The 19092-nt window shown below is 67.3% G+C and carries 10 protein-coding genes; 4 read left to right on the top strand and 6 right to left on the bottom strand.

What is annotated here, in order from left to right; genetic code table 11:
* Positions 1–16 precede the first annotated feature (16 nt).
* The 5 genes from narJ to BXA00_RS22610 all read right to left on the bottom strand — a co-directional run bounded on the left by narJ (position 17) and on the right by BXA00_RS22610 (position 8838).
* Positions 17–664, bottom strand: a complete 648-nt coding sequence (gene narJ / locus BXA00_RS22630; RefSeq protein WP_076520637.1) for a nitrate reductase molybdenum cofactor assembly chaperone — start codon at positions 662–664, stop codon at positions 17–19.
* 15 nt (positions 665–679) lie between these two features.
* On the bottom strand, positions 680–2245 hold the full coding sequence (narH, locus tag BXA00_RS22625; protein WP_076520636.1) for a nitrate reductase subunit beta: 1566 nt from the start codon (positions 2243–2245) through the stop codon (positions 680–682).
* Complete coding sequence (locus BXA00_RS22620; RefSeq protein WP_076520635.1) at positions 2242–5985, bottom strand: nitrate reductase subunit alpha; 3744 nt, start codon at positions 5983–5985, stop codon at positions 2242–2244. Before BXA00_RS22620 ends, narH begins: the two co-directional genes overlap by 4 nt.
* 180 nt (positions 5986–6165) lie before the next feature.
* Positions 6166–7551, bottom strand: a complete 1386-nt coding sequence (locus BXA00_RS22615; protein WP_076520634.1) for a NarK family nitrate/nitrite MFS transporter — start codon at positions 7549–7551, stop codon at positions 6166–6168.
* Between the two features lie 27 nt (positions 7552–7578).
* Positions 7579–8838: a nitrate/nitrite transporter gene (locus BXA00_RS22610; protein WP_076520633.1), complete on the bottom strand. Its 1260-nt coding sequence runs from the start codon at positions 8836–8838 to the stop codon at positions 7579–7581.
* A 241-nt stretch (positions 8839–9079) separates the two neighbouring features.
* Here BXA00_RS22610 and BXA00_RS22605 point away from each other — a divergent pair, with 241 nt between their 5' ends.
* Positions 9080–10336, top strand: a complete 1257-nt coding sequence (locus BXA00_RS22605) for an NnrS family protein (RefSeq protein WP_076520632.1) — start codon at positions 9080–9082, stop codon at positions 10334–10336.
* A gap of 12 nt (positions 10337–10348) precedes the next feature.
* On the opposite strand, the gene BXA00_RS22600 is transcribed toward BXA00_RS22605, so the two are convergent.
* Entirely contained in the window at positions 10349–11305 is a 957-nt protein-coding gene (locus tag BXA00_RS22600; protein ID WP_076520631.1) for a molecular chaperone DnaJ, read from the bottom strand.
* A 174-nt stretch (positions 11306–11479) separates the two neighbouring features.
* Between BXA00_RS22600 and BXA00_RS22595 the strand changes: the two genes are divergently transcribed.
* From BXA00_RS22595 to BXA00_RS22585, 3 genes are read left to right on the top strand one after another with little or no spacing between them, the layout of a single operon-like run.
* On the top strand, positions 11480–12661 hold the full coding sequence (locus BXA00_RS22595; RefSeq protein WP_076520630.1) for an efflux RND transporter periplasmic adaptor subunit: 1182 nt from the start codon (positions 11480–11482) through the stop codon (positions 12659–12661).
* A 15-nt stretch (positions 12662–12676) separates the two neighbouring features.
* A complete protein-coding gene (locus BXA00_RS22590) occupies positions 12677–15757 on the top strand; it encodes a multidrug efflux RND transporter permease subunit (RefSeq protein ID WP_076520629.1) in 3081 nt (1026 codons plus the stop codon).
* Positions 15754–18822, top strand: coding sequence for an efflux RND transporter permease subunit (locus BXA00_RS22585; protein WP_076520628.1), 3069 nt, complete (start codon positions 15754–15756; stop codon positions 18820–18822). Before BXA00_RS22590 ends, BXA00_RS22585 begins: the two co-directional genes overlap by 4 nt.
* Positions 18823–19092 lie beyond the last annotated feature (270 nt).

Below are 19092 nucleotides of genomic sequence, written 5' to 3'. Positions count from 1 at the left end.
TGCGTCGTCCTGAGCGTTAATGGGTCGCGGGCGAACGGGGATAGAAGCGCACGGTCTGCGCGCCGTCGCCCGAAAACGGCCGCAGCAGCGGCTCCACGCCGTCCGCGCCGGCGCCGAAGATCTCCATCGCCTCGTCCATGTCGCGCACCGGCGCCTCGGTCTGCACGCGCGGGATCACGCGGGACTGGGCCCGCAGCACCGCGAAGATGCAGGCGTAGGGGCTGTCGCCCTTGGCCAGGCGGGCGCCGATGGCCGCGAGCACGTGGATGGCTTCGTCCAGCAGTTCCTGCGCCTTGTCGGGGTCGATGACCCCCAGGAATTCCAGGAACAGCGGCACATGGTCCGGCAGTTCGGACACCATCGGCTCAAAGCCATGCTCGCGGTAGGTGTCCAGCAGGTCGACCATGGCCTGGCCGCGGTCGCGGCTTTCGCCGTGCACGTGTTCGAACAGGTGCAGCGAATGCGAGCGGTTGCGGTCGAAGGTGGCGACGTAGTTTTCCTGCAGCGGAATCAGGTCGTTGGCGGCCAGGTAGCCCACCAGCGGCTGCAGGGTTTCCTCGGCGTCCGGATAGGCCGCGATGGCCGCTTCCAGTTCGCCCAGGTGGTCCAGCAGTTCGGGCTCGGGGTAGCACAGCATGGCGGAAAGCAGACGGTACAGGCTCATGGTTTTCTCCTTTCCTCAGGCCGACACGGCCTTCTTGCGGGACTTGGGCATCTCGATGAAGATTTCGCTGCCCTGCGGCTTGCGGCCGAACAGGCTGCCTTCCGACACGCCGCCCGAGCAACCGTTGCCGAACGTGAAGCCGCAACTGCCCTTTTCGTTGAAGCTGTCCTCGACCACTTCCTTGTGGCTGCTGGGCACGACGAAGCGGTCCTCGTAGTTGGCGATGGCCATGATGCGGTACATGTCCTGCACGGTTTCCTCGGACAGGCCGACCTGGTCCAGCAGGTCGGTGTCGCGTTCGCCGTGGACGGTCTCGGACCGCTTGTAGGCGCGCATGGCCAGCATGCGTTCCAGGGCCTGCAGCACCGGCGCTTCCTTGCCGGCGGTCAGCAGGTTGGCCAGGTAGCGCACGGGGATGCGCAAGGACGACACGTCGGGGATCATGCCGCTTTTGCCGACGGTGCGTTGCGGCATCTTGCCGGCCTCGGCAGCCGTCTGGATGGGCGACAGCGGCGGGATGTACCAGACCATGGGCAGCGTGCGGTACTCCGGATGCAGCGGGAAGGCGACCTTCCACTGCACGGCCATCTTGTAGACCGGCGAGTTGCGGGCGGCTTCCAGCCACGATTCCGGGATGCCCTGCTCGCGCGCGGCGGCGATCACCTCGGGCGAGTGCGGGTCCAGGAAGAGGCCGAGCTGTTCTTCGTACAGGTCCTGCTCGCTGGCGGTGGACGCGGCGTTTTCGATCTGGTCGGCGTCGTACAGCAGCACGCCCAGGTAGCGGATGCGGCCCACGCAGGTTTCCGAGCACACGGTCGGCTGGCCCGCCTCGATGCGCGGATAGCAGAACGTGCACTTCTCGGCCTTGCCGCTGCTCCAGTTGTAGTAGATCTTCTTGTACGGGCAGCCCGAGATGCACATGCGCCAGCCGCGGCATTTGTCCTGGTCGACCAAAACGATGCCGTCGTCTTCGCGCTTATAGATGGAACCGGACGGGCAGCTCGCGACACAGGCCGGGTTCAGGCAGTGCTCGCACAGGCGCGGCAGGTACATCATGAAGGTGTTCTCGAAGGTCGAGTACATCTCCTTCTGCACGCCTTCAAACAGCGCATCGCGGCTGCGCGCGCTGAATTCGCCGCCCAGGTCGTCTTCCCAGTTCGGGCCCCACTGGATCTTGTCCATCTTCTTGCCCGTCAGCACCGACACCGGGCGCGCGGTGGGCGGCGTCTGCGACAGCGGCGCGTTCTGCAGATGCTCGTAGTCGTAGGTGAACGGCTCGTAGTAGTCGTCGATGGCGGGCAGGTTCGGATTGGCGAAGAGGTTCGCCAGGATGCGCAGCTTGCCGCCCTGGCGCGGTTCCAGCTTGCCGGCGGCGGTGCGGGTCCAGCCGCCCTTCCACTTTTTCTGGTTCTCCCATTCCTTCGGATAGCCGATGCCGGGCTTGGTTTCCACGTTGTTGAACCAGGCGTATTCGACACCGTCGCGGCTGGTCCAGACGTTCTTGCAGGTGACCGAGCAAGTGTGGCAGCCGATGCACTTGTCCAGGTTCAGCACCATGCCGATTTGGGCGCGTATCCTCATGATTGCTTCTCTTCTTGTTGCAGTTCTTCGACGAGCGGGCCTTCCAGCCAGTCCACCTTGTTCATCTTGCGCACGACCACGAACTCGTCGCGGTTGGCGCCCACGGTGCCGTAGTAGTTGAAGCCGTAGGCCTGCTGGGCGTAGCCGCCGATCATGTGCGTGGGCTTGAGCACGGTGCGCGTGACCGAGTTGTGGATCCCGCCGCGCTTGCCGCTGGTTTCGGCGCCGGGCACGTTCACGATCTTTTCCTGCGCGTGGTACATCAGGCACATGCCGACCGGCACGCGCTGGCTCACGACCACGCGGGCGGTCAGCGTGCCGTTCACGTTGAACACTTCCACCCAGTCATTGTCGACCAGCCCGGCCTGCTTGGCCTCGGCTTCGGACACCCAGACGTGGGGGCCGCCGCGGGACAGCGTCAGCATGCGCAGGTTGTCCGAGTACGTGCTGTGGATGCCCCACTTCTGGTGCGGCGTGATCCAGTTCAGGACCAGTTCCTTTTCGCCGTTCGGGTACTTGCCCAGCATGGGCGCGACCGTCTTGGTGTCGATGGCCGGCTTGTATACGCACGAGCCCTCGCCAAAGTCCAGCATCCAGCGGTGATCCTGGTAGAACTGCTGGCGGCCCGTCAGGGTGCGCCATGGGATCAGTTCATGCACGTTGGTATAGCCGGCGTTGTAGCTGACCTCTTCGCTTTCCAGGCCGGACCAGGTGGGCGCCGAGATGATCTTGCGCGGCTGCGCCTGGATGTCGCGAAAGCGGATCTTGTCGTGCTCGCGGCCGACGGCCAGGTGCGTGTGGTCGCGTCCGGTGATCTTGCCCAGCGCCTCCCAGGCCTTGACCGACACATGGCCGTTGGTCTCGGGCGCGAAGGTCAGGATCATTTCGGCCGCGTCGATGGCGGTGTCAAGGCGCGGACGGCCCTGGCTGACGCCGGCTTCGGTGACGCTGTCATTGATGCCGGCCAGTTCGTGGACTTCGTGCTGGGTGTTCCAGTTGATGCCCTTGCCGCCATTGCCCAGCTTGTCCAGCAACGGTCCCACCGACGTGAACTTGCGGTAGATGTCGTTGTAGTCGCGTTCGACCACCGTCATCGACGGCGCGGTCTTGCCGGGAATGAGGTCGCATTCGCCCAGCTTCCAGTCCTTGGGCTCGAAGGCCTGGCCCAGTTCTCCCGGGGTGTCGTGCATCAGCGGGGTCAGTACCAGGTCGCGGCGCTTGCCCAGGTACGGGCCGCCGATCTCGCTGAACTTCTTGGCCAGCAGCTTGTAGATCTCCCAGTCGGTCTTGCTTTCCCAGAGCGGCTGCACGGCTTCGCTCAAGGGGTGGATGAAGGGGTGCATGTCGGACGTGTTGAGGTCGTCCTTTTCGTACCAGGTGGCCGTGGGCAATACGATGTCGCCGTACAGGCAGGTGGTGCTCATGCGGAAGTCCAGCACCGTCAGCAGGTCCAGCTTGCCTTCGGCGGCGTCTTCCTCGTAGGTGACTTCGGTCGGCTTGATGGCCGCGGCTTCGTCGCCAAACACGGCGTTCTGCGTGCCCAGCAGGTACTTCAGGAAGTACTCGTGGCCCTTGCCGCTGGAGCCCAGGATGTTGGAGCGCCACACGAACATGTTGCGCGGGAAGTTGGCCGGATCGTCGGGGTTTTCGCAGGACATGCGCAGTTCGCCCGACTTCATCATGTCGACGGCGTGGGCGACCGGGTCCTTGCCCAGGCTGTCGGCCTGCGCCACCACGTCCAGCGGATTGGTGCGCAGTTGCGGGGCCGACGGCAGCCAGCCCATGCGCTCGGCGCGGGCGTTCAGGTCGATCATGCTGAGGTCGCCGTACTTGGCGCGGTCGGCGGTGGGGCCGAGCACTTCCTGCACGTTCAGCTTTTCATGGCGCCACTGGCTGGTGTGCGCATAGAAGAAGGACGTGCCGTTCATCTGCCGCGGCGGGCGGACCCAGTCCGCGGCGAACGCCAGGGGCGCCCAGCCAAATTGCGGACGCAGCTTTTCCTGGCCCACGTAGTGCGCCCAGCCGCCGCCGCTCTTGCCCACGCAGCCGCACATCATCAGCATGTTGATGATGCCGCGGTAGATCATGTCCATGTGGTACCAGTGGTTCAGGCCGGCGCCGACGATGACCATGGACTTGCCTTCGGTGTCGTGCGCGTTCTGCGCGAACTCGCGCGCCACCTGGATCACCTGCGCACGCGGCACGCTGGTGTGCTTTTCCTGCCAGGCCGGGGTGTAGGGCACGTCATCGTCGTACGAGGACGCGACGTTGCCGCCGCTCAGGCCGCGGTCCAGGCCGTAGTTGGCCATCTGCAGGTCGTACACGGTGGCGACCAGGGCCTCGGTGCCATCGGCCAGGCGAATGCGGCGGGCGGGCACGTTGCGCACCAGCAGTTCGTCGTGTTCGCTGCCGAAGTACGGGAAGCCCACGCCGACCACGTCGTCCGACTGGCCCAGCAGGGTCAGCGTCGGGACGATCTCACGCCCCGTGCCGCCGTCCCTGGATTCCAGGTTCCAGCGGCCGACCTTTTCGCCGTCGTTGACAGCGCCCTCGCCCCAGCGGAAACCGATGCTGCCGTTGGGCGCCACCAGATCGCCGGTGGTTTCGTCCAGCACCAGCGTCTTCCAGTCGGGGTTGTTCTGTTCGCCCAGCGCGTTGTCCAGCTGCGAGGCGCGCAGGAAGTGGTCCGGCGCGTAGAAGCCGTCGCGCTCCTTGAGCTGCACCAGCATCGGCATGTCGGTATAGCGGCGCACGTAGTCCGTGAAGTAGTCCGACTTGCCCGACAGGTGGAATTCCTTGAGGATCACGTGGCCCATGGCCATGGCCAGCGCGGCGTCGGTGCCCTGCTTGGGCGCCAGCCAGATGTCGCCGAACTTGACCATTTCGCCGAAGTCGCTGGACACGGCCACGGTCTTGGTGCCCTTGTAGCGGACTTCCGTGTAGAAGTGCGCGTCCGGCGTGCGGGTCTGCGGGACGTTCGAGCCCCACACCATCAGGTAGGTCGAGTTGTACCAGTCGGCCGATTCCGGCACGTCGGTCTGTTCGCCCCAGATCTGCGGGCTGGCGGGGGGAAGGTCGCAATACCAGTCGTAGAAGCTGAGGCACGCGCCGCCCAAGAGGCTCAGGTAGCGGGCGCCGGCGGCGTAGCTGACCATGGACATGGCGGGGATGGGCGAAAAGCCGATCACGCGGTCCGGGCCGTACTTCTTGATGGTGAGCGCGTTGGCCGCGGCAATGATTTCCGTGGCGGTGTCCCAGTCCGCACGCACGAAGCCACCCAGGCCGCGCACCGACTTGTAGCGCTTGGCGCGCTTGGGGTCCTGGCTGATCCATTCCCAGGCCGCGATCGGGTCCATGGTCTTGCGGGCCTCGCGCCACATCTCGATCAGGCGGCCGCGGATCATGGGGTATTTCACGCGCTGCGCCGAGTACACGTACCAGCTGTACGACGCGCCGCGGGGACAGCCGCGCGGCTCGTGGTTGGGCAGGTCGGGCCGGGTGCGCGGGTAATCCGTCTGCTGCGTTTCCCAGGTGATCAGGCCGTTCTTGACATACACCTTCCAGGAGCAGGAGCCGGTGCAGTTCACGCCGTGCGTGGAGCGCACCACCTTGTCGTGCTGCCAGCGGGCGCGGTAGGCGTTTTCCCACTTGCGGTCTTCGTTGACCGTTTCGCCATGACCGTTCGCGAAGGTGGACTTCACCCGCGACATGAACTTCAACCGGTCCAGAAAATGACTCATTGTGTTTCTCCAAGAACGCCGGGCTTCCCGGCGCGTACTGCGATCGATGCTGTTGAAACCACTTTAGGGCTGGGGCGTGCGCCGGACCATTCGCCGGTGGCACAACCAGGGGTCGGCAGAGTGACTAGACACCCGGGCGGGCCGGACTAGCCGGTCCCGGTCCCGGTCCCCATCCGGCCGTCAGCACGGCACGGGCGCGTTGCGGCGCGCGTAGTACCACCAGGTGATGACCATGCATGTGGCGTAGAAGGCGATGAAGCAGTACAGCGCGGTCTGCACGCTGCCCGTCATTTCCAGCGACGTGCCGAAGCTGCGCGGGATGAAGAAGCCCCCGTACGCCCCGATGGCGCCCGAGAAGCCCAGCACCGCCGCCGATTCCTTGGCGGCGTCCGCCGTGGCCTGCTTCTGCGCGGCCGGCCCCTTGCCCTGGGCGGCCTGCGTGCGCTCACGCAGGAAGATCACGGGGATCATGCGGAACGTCGAGCCATTGCCCACGCCGGTCAGCGCGAACAGCACGATGAACATCGTCAGAAAGCCATTGAAGTCGCCCGCCCGGCCGCCGGCCGGCAGGAACATCATCACGCCGGCCACCGCGGCAATCATCCCGGCGAAGGTGAACAGCGTGACCCGCGCGCCGCCCAGCTTGTCCGAGATCCAGCCGCCCACGGGGCGCGTCAGGGACCCCACCAGCGGGCCCAGGAACGCATAGGCCATCGGGTTCACCGTAGGGAACAGGGTCTTGGTCAGCATGGCAAAACCCGCCGAGAAGCCGATGAAGGACCCGAAGGTGCCCACGTACAGCCAGCACATCAGCCAGTTGTGCTTGCGCTTGAAGATCACGGCCTGGTCGGCGAACGAGGCGCGCGCGTCGGCGATGTCGTTCATGCCGAACCACGCCGCGATCGACGCCAGCGCGATGGGCAGCACCCAGATGAAGCCGGCGTTCTGCAGCCACAGGTTCTGCTGCGCGCCGTTGGCGGTGATGACCTGGGGGTCGCCGCCGGCCACGCCGAAGACGCCCACCGAAATCACGACCGGCACCACGAACTGCACCAGCGACACGCCCAGGTTGCCGATCCCCGCGTTCAGGCCGGTGGCCAGGCCCTTCTTTTCCTTGGGAAAGAAGAAGCTGATGTTGGCCATGCTGGAACTGAAGTTGCCGCCGCCCAGGCCGCACAGCAGCGCCAGGATCAGCAGCGTCGGAAACGAGGTGGTCGGGTCGCGCAGGGCAAAGCCCATGCCCAGCGCCGGAATCAGCAGCGAGGCGGTCGAAATGGCCGTCCACCTGCGGCCGCCGAAGACGGGCACGAGGAACGAATAGAAGATGCGCAGCGTGGCGCCCGACAGCGCGGGCAGCGCCGTCAGCCAGAAAAGCTGGTTCTTGGACAGCATGAAGCCGGCGCGGTCCAGGTTGACCACGACCACGCTCCACAGCATCCAGATGCTGAACGCCAGCATCAGCGCCGGGATCGAGATCCACAGATTGCGGTTGGCGACGCGCGCGCCGGTCTGTTTCCAGAAACCGGGATTATCCGGCTCCCAGCGCGCAAGAACATGAGTGGACATGGGATTCTCTCAGGGGGTGGGGGTGGGTCAGGCGGCTTGCTGCCGGGCGATGGCCGCGCTTTCGGGCCGGAAACTGAAATGCATGAAGACGAGCGACACGCAGACGGTGCCGTACAGCAGCATGAACGCGCTGGAGCGGATGCCCGTCAGGTCCAGCAGCACGCCGAACATGATGGGGAGCACGAAGCCGCCCAGGCCACCGGCCAGGCCGACGATGCCGGACACGGCGCCGATGTTGCCGCTGAACTCATCGGAGATGAACTTGAAGACCGAGGCCTTGCCGATGGCCATCGCGATGCCCACGATGAACAGCAGGATGGTGAACGTGACGGGGCCCAGGGCGATGCCGAACGAGCGCGGGCCGCCGGCGGTCAGGATGGTGAACTCGGTCTGCGGGTAGCTCAGGATGAAGAACGCGACCCAGCACACCCACATCACCCACCACGTGGTCTTGTAGGCGCCGTAGCGGTCGGAGATCCAGCCGCCCAAGGCGCGCAGCACGCCGCCGGGCAGCGAGAAACACGCGGCCAGCAGCGCGGCCAGCTTCATGTCGAAGCCGTACTCGCCGATGTAGTACTTGGTCATCCAGAGCGCCAGCGCCACGTAGCCGCCGAACACCACCGAGTAGTACTGGCAATAGCGCCAGACGCGCGGGTCCTTGAGCATGGCGAACTGCGCCGACAGCGACGCGCCGCCCGCCACGCGGTGCGAGGGATCGGACGACGAAAACAGCCAGAAGAGGATCGCGGTGACCAGCAGCGCCACGGCGTACACCTGGGGCACGATGACCCAGGCGCCGCCCGCGGACGCGATCAGCGCGGGCGCCACGAACTTGGTGATGGCCGAGCCGGAATTGCCCGCGCCGAAGACGCCCATCGCCAGGCCCTGCTTGTTGCGCGGAAACCAGCGGGCCACGTAGGGCGTGCCCACCGAGAACGAACCGCCGGTCAGGCCGACAAAGAGCGCCAGCACCAGGAAGTGCCAGTACTCGGTGGCGTAGGACAGCAGCCAGATCGGCGCCACCGCCAGCAGCATCAGCACAAAGAAAACGGGACGGCCGCCGTAGCGGTCGGTCCAGATGCCCAGGGGCACCCGGACGAGAGAGCCGGTCAGGACCGGCATGGCGGCCAGCAGGCCGAATTGCGTTTCGGACAGGCCGAGCTGATTCTTGATGGGAATGCCCAGCACGGCGAAGATCATCCACACCGCAAAGCAGATGGTGAAGGCAAACGTACTGGATATCAGGACCCGCATCGGCGCGCCGGCCGAGGATTGATGTGCTGCCATGGTTAGTCTCGCTTTTGCTGACGAATTCCTATGTGGCTAGCCTAAGGAGGCCGCCTTCGGCTCACCATTCCCCAGCCGGCCAAAGGGGCATTTCCGATGTGCCTAGTCATGCGGGCGATCCGGCCAGGCTTGCGCTGGATCAATTCCGGCCGACACGGCGGCCGGCCCGCGGAGTTAATATGTATTTCAAATACACGTTAAAAACCGCAACCCCGCGCCGGCATGGCGCAAGGGCCAGACCATGACAACGCTGCTCTCCATCGAAGAACCCGCACGGCCCGCGCGCCGCCCGCCGCCCTCCTGGGCCGCCTTCACCGAGATGGGGTTTCGCCCGCTCTACCTGGCCGGGTGTTGCTGGGCGCTGATTTCCGTGCTGCTGTGGGTGCATGCGCCCGCGCGCCTGACGGGCGTGCTGAACGGCATGTTCTGGCACGCGCACGAAATGCTGTGGGGCTTTGTGGCGACGATTGCCGTGGGCTTTCTGCTGACGGCGGGGGCCAACTGGACCGGCAGGAACCCGCTGCGCGGCAATCCGCTGGCCGTACTGTGTGCACTGTGGATCGTGGCGCGCGTGGGCTACCTCGTGCCCGGACGGCCCGCCTTCCTGGTCGCCGCGGCGGCCGATGTGCTGTTCTTCGCGTGGGCGGCCGGCGCGCTCGGACGCGCGGTGGCCGTCACGCGCAATCAGCGCAACTACGGCGTGCCCTTCCTGCTGCTGGCGCTGGGCGCGACCAATGGGCTTTATCTGTGGGCCACGGTCCAGGGCGACTACCTGACGCTGATGCGCTACTTCAACGCCGGCCTGCTGTCCATGGCCGTGCTGACCCTGCTGATCGCGCGCCGCGTCATGCCCTTTTTCGCCAAACGCGCCGTCGCCGGGCTGGACATTCCCCCGCACACCCGCAGCGGTCATTGGCAATTGGGCGCCGGCATCGTCGCCATCGCCTGCCTGCTGGCGGGCGCGCAGCAGGCCGCCGCGCTGGCGCTGGCGGCAAGCGGCGCGGTCGCGCTGGTCCAGTGGGTGTCATGGAAGCCGTGGGCCGTGCGCCGCGTGCCGTTGCTGTGGATCCTCTATGCCGGCTACCTCGGCCTGGGCATCGGCTTGCTGGTGGGCGCCGCGCAACTGGGCGGATTTGTTGTGCGGCAGGCGTGGCCGGCCCACGTCATCGGCGTGGCGGGATTCTCGGTGCTGATCCTGGGGATGGTGACGCGCACGGCCCTGGGCCATCTGGGGCGGCCGCTGCAGACGGACCGCAGCATGGTCGTGAGCTACGCGCTGATGATCCTGGCGGCGCTATTGCGGCTGGCGGCCCTGCTGCCCACGGCCGCCACGCTGGGCCTGCTGCATGCGTCGGCGACCGCCTGGGCGCTGGCGCTGGGCCTGTACCTGTGGCGGTTCTTCCCGATGATGATCCGGCCGCGCGCGGATGCGGCCGCCAAACCGGCGGCCCCGGTCATGCGGGTGATGCCGGTGTCGCGGCCCAAGGGCGCCGATTGACGGCAGGCCCCGTCAACGCCGCCCTTCGCGGCGTTCCATCGCGGCGACTTCGCGCCGCATCGCCTTCACCCAGGCCTTGAGCAGCGACTCGTCCGAGAACTGCATGACCTCGTGCTCCAGTTCCTGGATGTATTCCTGGACATCCTTGATGTCGGCATCCAGCTCTTCCAGCACCGTGTCCGGGTCGAAGGACGCGAACGGGTCCAGTTCATAGCGCAGCTTGAAGCCTTCCTCGGCGAACTCGACCTGGCTGAGGACCTCGGCGAGCTGGGCGGCGAGCACCGTGTTGGCCTCCTGCAGCCCGCTGTCGGGAATGTCGCCGGCAGGCTGCACGGCGACCTGCAACGCGGGGTCCTGCGCGGCCTGGGCCAGCCGATCGTGTTCGGCCTGCTGCAACGCCTGCCAGGCCGCGGCGTTCGGCACGGACGGCAGCTTCACGGCGCGGGCGTACTCCAGCAATTCTTCTGCGTCCTCGTCGTCGTATTGATCCTGGATGACCTGAAGCAGCTGCATGGGCGACAGCGTGTCCAGGTCGGCGTCGTCCAGGTCCAGCGCGTCGGCCAGCTCGTCGCGCGCGCTTTCCACCAGTCCGCCCAGATGCGCATCGTAGTCGACGCCGCCATGCTTCTTGTAGAGCGTCCTGAGCCGCGCCGTGTCGCAGCCGGCGGGCAGCTCGGTCTTGGCAGACAGCACCAGCAGCTCTTCCGCGAATTCCGTGACCAGTTCGGACACGAACTGGCGTTCGGACTTGGACAGGCCCATTTCCTTGTACGCGTGATCAAAACACAGCACCAGCTTGTAGCGCAGTTGGTTGAGCTTTTCTTCCAGCGGACGCAGCGCCTGCGTGTACTTGCGCTGGTATTCCGATTCGACCTGCTGCCACTGCGCCAGCCGGGCGCGCTCGGCCGCCAGCCTTTCCTGCAGGCGCTCGCATAACTCACGCGGACTTTCGAGGGATTTTTCGCCCATGGACCCACTCCTTGCAAACTCGGTATTGAAAACAGCCGCCACTCTAAACGATACCGGCGCCCAAGGCCGGCGCGATACGCGCAAACCCTGCTTGATCGTCGGCCTTAATAACGCTAATCATTATTATTAATATAGAATCTCGCCTGTCCGCTACCCCCTTGCCTGGCAGCCTTGATGTCCCTGCGCTCCCTTGCGGGCCCCTCCCCGACACGCCCCCGCCTGATCCTGATCGCCGCCGCCCTGTTGCTGGCCCTGCTGATCGGAGCGGCGGCCTGGCTCGCGGGCGACAAGGGCTCTGCTGCTCCGCCGTTGCCCAACTACGGAAAACTGCCCGTCGCGGTCAGCGTCGCCGCCGCGCGCATCGGCCCGCTGCAGCGCGACCTGCACGCACTGGGCACCATCACCCCGCTGGCGCAGGTGACCGTGCGCAGCCAGGTCGACGGCGAACTGATCCGGCTGCACTATACCGAAGGCCAGGCCGTGGCCCAGGGCCAGCTGCTGGCGGAGATCGATCCGCGCCCGTACCTGGCCGCGCTGGCGTCGGCCGAAGGCGAACTGGCCCAGACGCAGGCGCTGCTGGACAACGCCGAAGCGGACCTGCGGCGTTACCGCAAGCTGGCGCGCCAGGAGGCCGTGGCGGGCCAGCAGCTCGATGCCGCCGAAGCCCAGGTGCGCGCCTATGCCGCGCAGCGCCAGAAGCACCAGGCGCAGGTCGCCGATGCCCGGCGCCTGCTGGACCTGACCCGCATCGTCGCGCCGCACGCCGGCCGCGTCGGGCTGCGGCGCGTCGACGCGGGCAACCAGGTGCGCGCGGCCGACGCCGACGGCTTGACCACCCTGGTGCAGATGGCGCCCATCTCGGCGCTCTTCAGCATTTCGGAGACCCGCCTGCACATCCTGCGGCAGGCCCAGGCCGACAACCCGGTGCTGCGCGTGCAGGCCTGGGACGCCGATGACCGCCGGATCCTTGCCGAAGGCACGCTGGAGGCGCTGGACAACCGCATCCAGGCCGCCAGCGGCACGGTGCGGCTGCGCGCCCGCTTCGACAATGCCGACGAATCGCTGTTTCCCAACCAGTTTGTGAACATCCGGCTGGCCGTGGTGCAGCGGGACAACGTGGTGACCATCCCGAGCGCCGCGGTGCAGTACGGTTCCGAGGGCGCATTCGTGTTCGTCATCGGCGACGATGCCCGGGCGACGCGCCGGGTGCTGGAACTGGGCCCGGCCAACGCCGGCCGCATCGTCGTGCTGGCGGGCCTGGCCCAGGACGAGCGCGTCGTGGTCGAAGGCGTGGACCGCCTGCACGATGGCCGCGCCGTGCAGGTCGTCGACCAGCGCATCGACCCGCAAGGCTAGCAAAAGGAATCCCGAATGAGCCTGTCGCGCCCCTTCATCCTGCGCCCGGTCGCCACGTCCTTCCTGATGATCGCCCTGCTGCTGTCGGGCCTGTTGGCCCTGCGCATGCTGCCCGTTGCCGCGCTGCCGCAGGTCGACTACCCCATCATCCAGGTGACCACGCCGTATCCGGGCGCCAGTCCCAACGTGACGGCGCGCGCGGTGACCGCGCCGCTGGAGCGCCGCTTCGGGCAGATCCCGGGCCTCAAGCAGATGTCGTCCACCAGCGGCAGCGGCATCTCGGTCATCACGCTGCAATTCGCCCTGGACGTGCCGCTGGGCGTGGCGGAACAGGAGGTGCAGGCGGCCATCAGCGCCAGCGATTCGCTGCTGCCGAACGACCTGCCCACGCCGCCCGTCTACCGCAAGGTCAACCCCGCGGACGTGCCGATCCTGACGCTGGCGGTCACGTCCGATTCCCTGCCCCTGCCCAAGGTCTACGATCTGGTCGACACGCGCATGACCCAGCGGCTGTCGCAGCTCTCGGGCGTGGGCATGGTCAGCCTGGCCGGTGGACAGCGCCCAGCCGTGCGCGTGCAGGTCAATCCGATGGCGCTGGCCGCGCGCGGGCTGCAATTGTCAGACGTGCAGGAGGCCATCACCAAGGCCAATTCCAACCAGCCCAAGGGCAGCTTCGACGGTCCGGTGCGGTCCGTCATCATGGACGCCAACGACCAGCTCCAGAGCGCCGAGGAATACCGCGAGCTGATCGTCGCCTGGAAGAACGGCGCACCGGTTCGCCTGGGCCAGATCGCCACGGTCGAGGACGGGGCCGAGGACCGCTACCTGGCCGCCTGGGTCGACAGCCAGCCCGCCGTGCTGGTGAACATCCAGCGCCAGCCCGGCGCCAACGTGATCGCCGTGGCCGACCAGGTCAAGGCGCTGCTGCCGCAACTGACCGCCAGCCTGCCCGCGGCCGTGCAGGTTCGCATCCTGACCGACCGCACCGACAGCATCCGCGCGTCGGTGCGCGGCGTGCAGTGGGAGCTGGCCTTCGCCGTGGGCCTGGTGGTGCTGGTGACGTTCCTGTTCCTGCGCAACCTGCCCGCCACCCTGATCCCCAGCCTGGCCGTGCCGCTCTCCCTGATCGGCACCTTCGGCTTCATGTACCTGGCCGGCTTTTCCACCAACAACCTCACGCTGATGGCGCTGACGATCGGCGCGGGCTTCGTCGTGGACGACGCCATCGTCATGCTGGAGAACATCGCGCGCTACCGCGAGCAGGGCCACAGCCCCATGGCCGCCGCGCTCAAGGGCGCGGGGCAGATCGGCTTCACGCTGGTGTCGCTGACCCTGTCGCTCATCGCGGTGCTGATTCCGCTGCTCTTCATGGAAGACGTGGTGGGCCGGCTGTTCCGCGAGTTCGCCATTACCCTGGCCGTCGCCATCCTGATCTCGCTGGCGGTGTCGCTGACCCTGACGCCCATGATGTGCGCGCGCCTGCTGCCCGCGCACGCCCCCGCGCGGCCCGGGCTGCTGGACCGCCTGCAGGCGCGCTATGCCGGATGGCTGGACGTGACGCTGCGCCACCAGCGGCTGACCCTGCTGGCGATGCTGGCAACCGTGGCGCTCACCGGCCTGCTGTACCTGGCGGTGCCCAAGGGTTTCTTCCCGGTGCAGGACGGCGGCGTGCTGCAGGGCGTGACCCAGTCGGCGCAAAGCACGTCGTTCGACGCCATGTCGCGCCGCCAGCAGGCGGTGGCGCAGCGCCTGCTGGCTGATCCGGACGTCGCCACCCTGTCGTCCTTCATCGGCATCGACGGCATGAACGCGACGCTGAACACGGGGCGGCTGCTGATCAACCTCAAGCCCTGGCACGAACGCAGCGCGCCGCTGGCCGACATCATGGCGCGGCTGGACGCGCGCGCCCGCGAGGTCCAGGGCATTTCGCTATACCTGCAACCCGTGCAGGAGCTCAACATCGAAGACCGCGTCAGCCGCGGCCAATACCAGTTCAGCCTGACCTCGCCCGACGGCGCGCTGCTGTCGCGCTGGACCGCCGCGCTGATGCAGCGGCTGGCCCAGGCGCCCGAGCTGGCCGATGTGTCGTCCGACCTGCAGGGCGGCGGGCGCCAGGCGTATCTGGAGGTCTCGCGCGACGCCGCCGCGCGCCTGGGCGTCACGATGGACGACGTGGCGCAGGCGCTCTACAACGCCTTCGGCCAGCGCCAGGTCGCCACGCTGTTCACCCAATCCAACCAGTACCGCGTGGTGCTGGAAGTGGACCGGTCGATGGCGACCAGCCCCGAAGCGCTGGAACGCATCCATCTGCAGACGGAAAACGGGCAGGCTATTCCGCTGTCCGCCCTGGCCACCGTGAGCGAGCGCGCCGCGCCGCTGGCGGTCAATCACCTGTCCCAGTTCCCGGCAGTGAACCTGTCGTTCAACCTGCCGCCCGGCGGCTCGCTGGGCCAGGCCATCGCCGCCATCGAGGCGGCCCGGCAAGAGATCGGCATGCCCGAAAGCGTGGAGCTGCACCTGCAGGGCGCGGCGTCCGCCTTCCAGGCCTCGCTGTCCAACACGCTGTGGCTGATGCTGGCGGCGGTGGTGACCATGTACCTGGTGTTGGGCATGCTGTATGAAAGCGCGATCCATCCGGTCACCATCCTGTCCACCCTGCCCTCGGCCACCGTGGGCGCGCTGCTGGCCCTGCTGATCACGGGCCGGCCGCTGGACCTGATCGCCGTCATCGGCATCATCCTCCTGATCGGACTGGTCAAGAAGAACGGCATCATGATGGTGGACTTTGCGCTGGAGGCCGAGCGCACGCGCGGGCTCGCGCCCCAGGACGCGATCCGCGAGGCCGCGCTGCTGCGGCTGCGGCCCATCCTGATGACGACGCTGGCCGCCCTGTTCGGCGCGCTGCCGCTGATGCTGGCGACGGGTTCCGGCGCCGAACTGCGCCAGCCGCTGGGCTGGGTCATGGTCGGCGGCCTGCTGGTCAGCCAGGTCCTGACGCTGTTCACCACGCCCGCCGTCTACCTCTTCTTCCACCGCCTGGGCCAGCGGCGCGCCCAGGCCACGCCCGCGCCCGGCGCCGAAGGCCCCGCCCCATGATCCGGGCGCTGCTGCACCGGCCGGTCGCCTGCATTTTCCTGGCGCTGGCGCTGACCCTGCTTGGCGCCGTCGCCTGGCGGCTGCTGCCGGTGGCGCCGCTGCCCCAGGTGGATTTTCCGACCATCGAGGTGCGGGCCGACCTGCCGGGCGCCAGCCCCGAGAGCATGGCCAGCACCGTAGCCGCGCCGCTGGAGCGGGCGCTGGGCAGCATCGCGGGCGTCAGTTCCATGAGTTCATCCAGCAACCAGGGATCGACCCGCGTGCAGCTCCAGTTCGAGCTGGACCGCAACATCGACGAAGCCGCGCGCGACGTGCAGGCCGCGATCAACGCCGCGCGGGCCGAACTGCCCGCGGGCATGCCGGGCAATCCCACCTACCGCAAGGTCAACCCGTCGCAGGCGCCCATTATGGCGCTGGCGATCAGCTCCCCCACCCGGCCCGCCGGCCAGCTCTACGACCTGGGGTCAACGGTGCTGGCGCAGAAGATTTCGCAGATCGGCGGCGTGGGCGAAGTGACCCTGGGCGGCAGCTCGCTGCCCGCGGTGCGGGTGCAGGTCAATCCCAATGCGCTGGCCCACTACGGCGTGGCGCTGGACGACGTGCGGGAGGCGATTTCGGACGCCGCGCCCATGGGCCCGCAAGGCCAGCTCGATTCGGCCGCGCGGCGCTGGGAAGTCGGCACGCCCGAGCAGCCGCGCCGCGCGCGCGACTACGACAGCCTGATCGTGCGCTACCAGGACGGCGCCGTGATCCGGCTGTCGCAGGTGGCGCGCGTCAGCGATTCGGTCGAAAACCGCTACAGCAGCGGTTTCCACAACGGCAATCCGGCGGTGGTGCTGACGATCAGCCGCCAGCCAGGTTCGAACATCATCGAAACCATCGACGCCATCAACCAGGCGCTGCCGGGCCTGCGCCAGCTGATGCCCGCCGACGTGGACCTGACCGTGGCGCTGGACCGTTCGCCCGGCATCAAGGCCACGCTGCGCGAAGCCCACATCACCTTGGGGCTGGCCGCCGGGCTGGTGATCCTGGTGGTGTGGCTGTTCCTGGGCAACGCCCGCGCCGCCGCGATTCCCAGCGTGGCGATTCCCGTGTGCCTGATCGCCACGTTTGCCGTCATGTTCGCGTGGGGCTTTTCGCTGAACAACCTGTCGCTGATGGCACTGATCGTGGCGGCGGGGCTGGTGGTGGACGACGCCATCGTCGTGCTGGAGAACATCTCGCGCCACCTCGAACGCGGGCTCACCCCGGTCAAGGCCGCGCTGCGCGGCGTGCGCGAAGTGGGCTTCACCCTGGTCGCCATGACGGTGGCGCTGAGCGTGGTCTTCGTGTCCATCCTCTTCATGGGCGGCCTGGTGGAGCGGCTATTCCGCGAGTTCTCCATCACGCTGGTGGCCGCCACCGTGATTTCGCTGGTGGTATCGGTGGCGATCATCCCGGCGCTGTGCGCGCGCTGGCTGCGCCCCGCGGGCCACGTCGCGCCGCGGCCTTCGCGCCTGCAGGCGGCCTTTGCCCGCGTGCACCACTGGTACGGGACGTCGCTGGCGCGCGTGCTGGGCCATGCCCGGCTGACGCTGCTGATCCTGGCCGGCGTCGTCGGCCTGAATGTCTACCTGTACGTGCAGGCCCCCAAGGGCTTTCTGCCCGTCCAGGACACCGGCCAGCTCATGGGCTTCGTGCGCGGCGACGACGGCTTTTCGTTCCAGGTCATGCAGCCCAAGATCGACCAGTACCGGCAACTGGTGCTCAGGCACCCGGCGGTGCAGGACGTCATCGGCTACAACGGCGGCGGCCTGGGCATCAGCAATTCGCTCTTCCTGATCCGCCTGAAGCCCGCGTCCGAACGTCGGGAGACCTCCACCGAGGTCATCAACTGGATGCGCATGAACACCCCCGCGGTGCCGGGCGGAATGTTCTTCCTGAACGTGGACCAGGACCTGCGCATGCCCGGCGGCCTCGGCAATTCCGGCGACCACGAACTGGCCATCATGGCCAGCGACGTGCCGGCTTTGCGCGAATGGTCGCGCAAGATCTCCCGCGCCATGCAGGACATCCCCGAACTGCGCGACGTGGACGCCCAGGGCGACGGCGCCACGCAGCAGGTCGTGATCGACATCGACCGCAGCGCCGCGCAACGGCTGGGGGTGGACATGGAGACCGTCAGCAGCGTGCTGAGCAATTCATTCAGCCAGCGCCAGGTCGCCACCCTGTACGACGCCATGAACCAGTACCGCGTCGTGCTGGAGCTGGACCCGCGCTACACCGAAGACCCCGAAGTCCTGGAGCAGGTGCATGTGGTGGCGGCGGACGGCAGCCGCGTTCCGCTGACCGCCTTTGCCACCTACGACAACGGGCTGGTCAACGACCGCGTCTACCACGACGGCCTGTTCGCGGCCGTGTGGGTGGGGTTTTCATTGGCGCCGGGCGTGTCGCTGGAACAGGGCCTGGCCGCCATCGACGCCGCCATGGCGAAACTGATGGTGCCCTCGCACATCCAGACCCGGCTGGGCGGCGATGCGCGCAATTTCCAGCAAAGCCTGCAGGACCAGCCCTGGCTGATCCTGGCCGTGCTGGTCGCCATCTACCTGGTGCTGGGCATCCTGTATGAAAGCCCCCTGCATCCGCTGACCATCCTGTCCACGCTGCCCTCCGCGGGCGTGGGCGCGCTGCTGGCGCTGCGGCTGGCCGGCATCGAATTCACCCTGATCGCGCTGCTGGGCCTGTTCCTGCTGGTCGGCATCGTCATGAAAAACGCCATCCTGATGATCGACTTCGCCCTCAGCCTGGAGCGGCGCGAAAACCTGACCCCCGAACAGGCCATCCACCGCGCCGCCCTGCTGCGCCTGCGGCCCATCGTCATGACCAACCTGGCCGGCCTGCTCGGCGCCTTGCCGCTGGTGCTAGGCATGGGCGAAGGCTCTGAACTGCGCCGCCCGCTCGGCGTCGCCATCGTGGGCGGGTTGATGATCAGCCAGTTCCTGACCTTGTATACGACGCCGATCGTGTATCTGGCGTTGGAAAGACTGCGGTTGCGCCTTCGCGCGCGCGCCAGCTTGCGTACCTAGCCTGCCATCCAGGCGGCCTGCGATCGGAACGTCGATCGTGGCCAACGAGGCTCCATACTCATATTTTGGTATGTCGCGCCGCTCGCGCGGGATTTAAAAGAACGACATTGCGTGGGATCACGGGAATCCGGCTGATTCCATCAGCGCCTCAAAAACGATAGTCGCGGCACTCGGCACCGTTGTCTAGCCATCGTTGTCCTCCAAGCATGGCGCCGGCACAGCCATAGACATGACGATACGCGCAGTCGTTCCCCCAATGCAGGCTCGATA

Origin of the sequence: Achromobacter sp. MFA1 R4, from assembly GCF_900156745.1 — a bacterium.
Lineage (GTDB): Bacteria > Pseudomonadota > Gammaproteobacteria > Burkholderiales > Burkholderiaceae_B > Achromobacter.
This window is presented reverse-complemented; position numbering and strand designations above follow the sequence as displayed.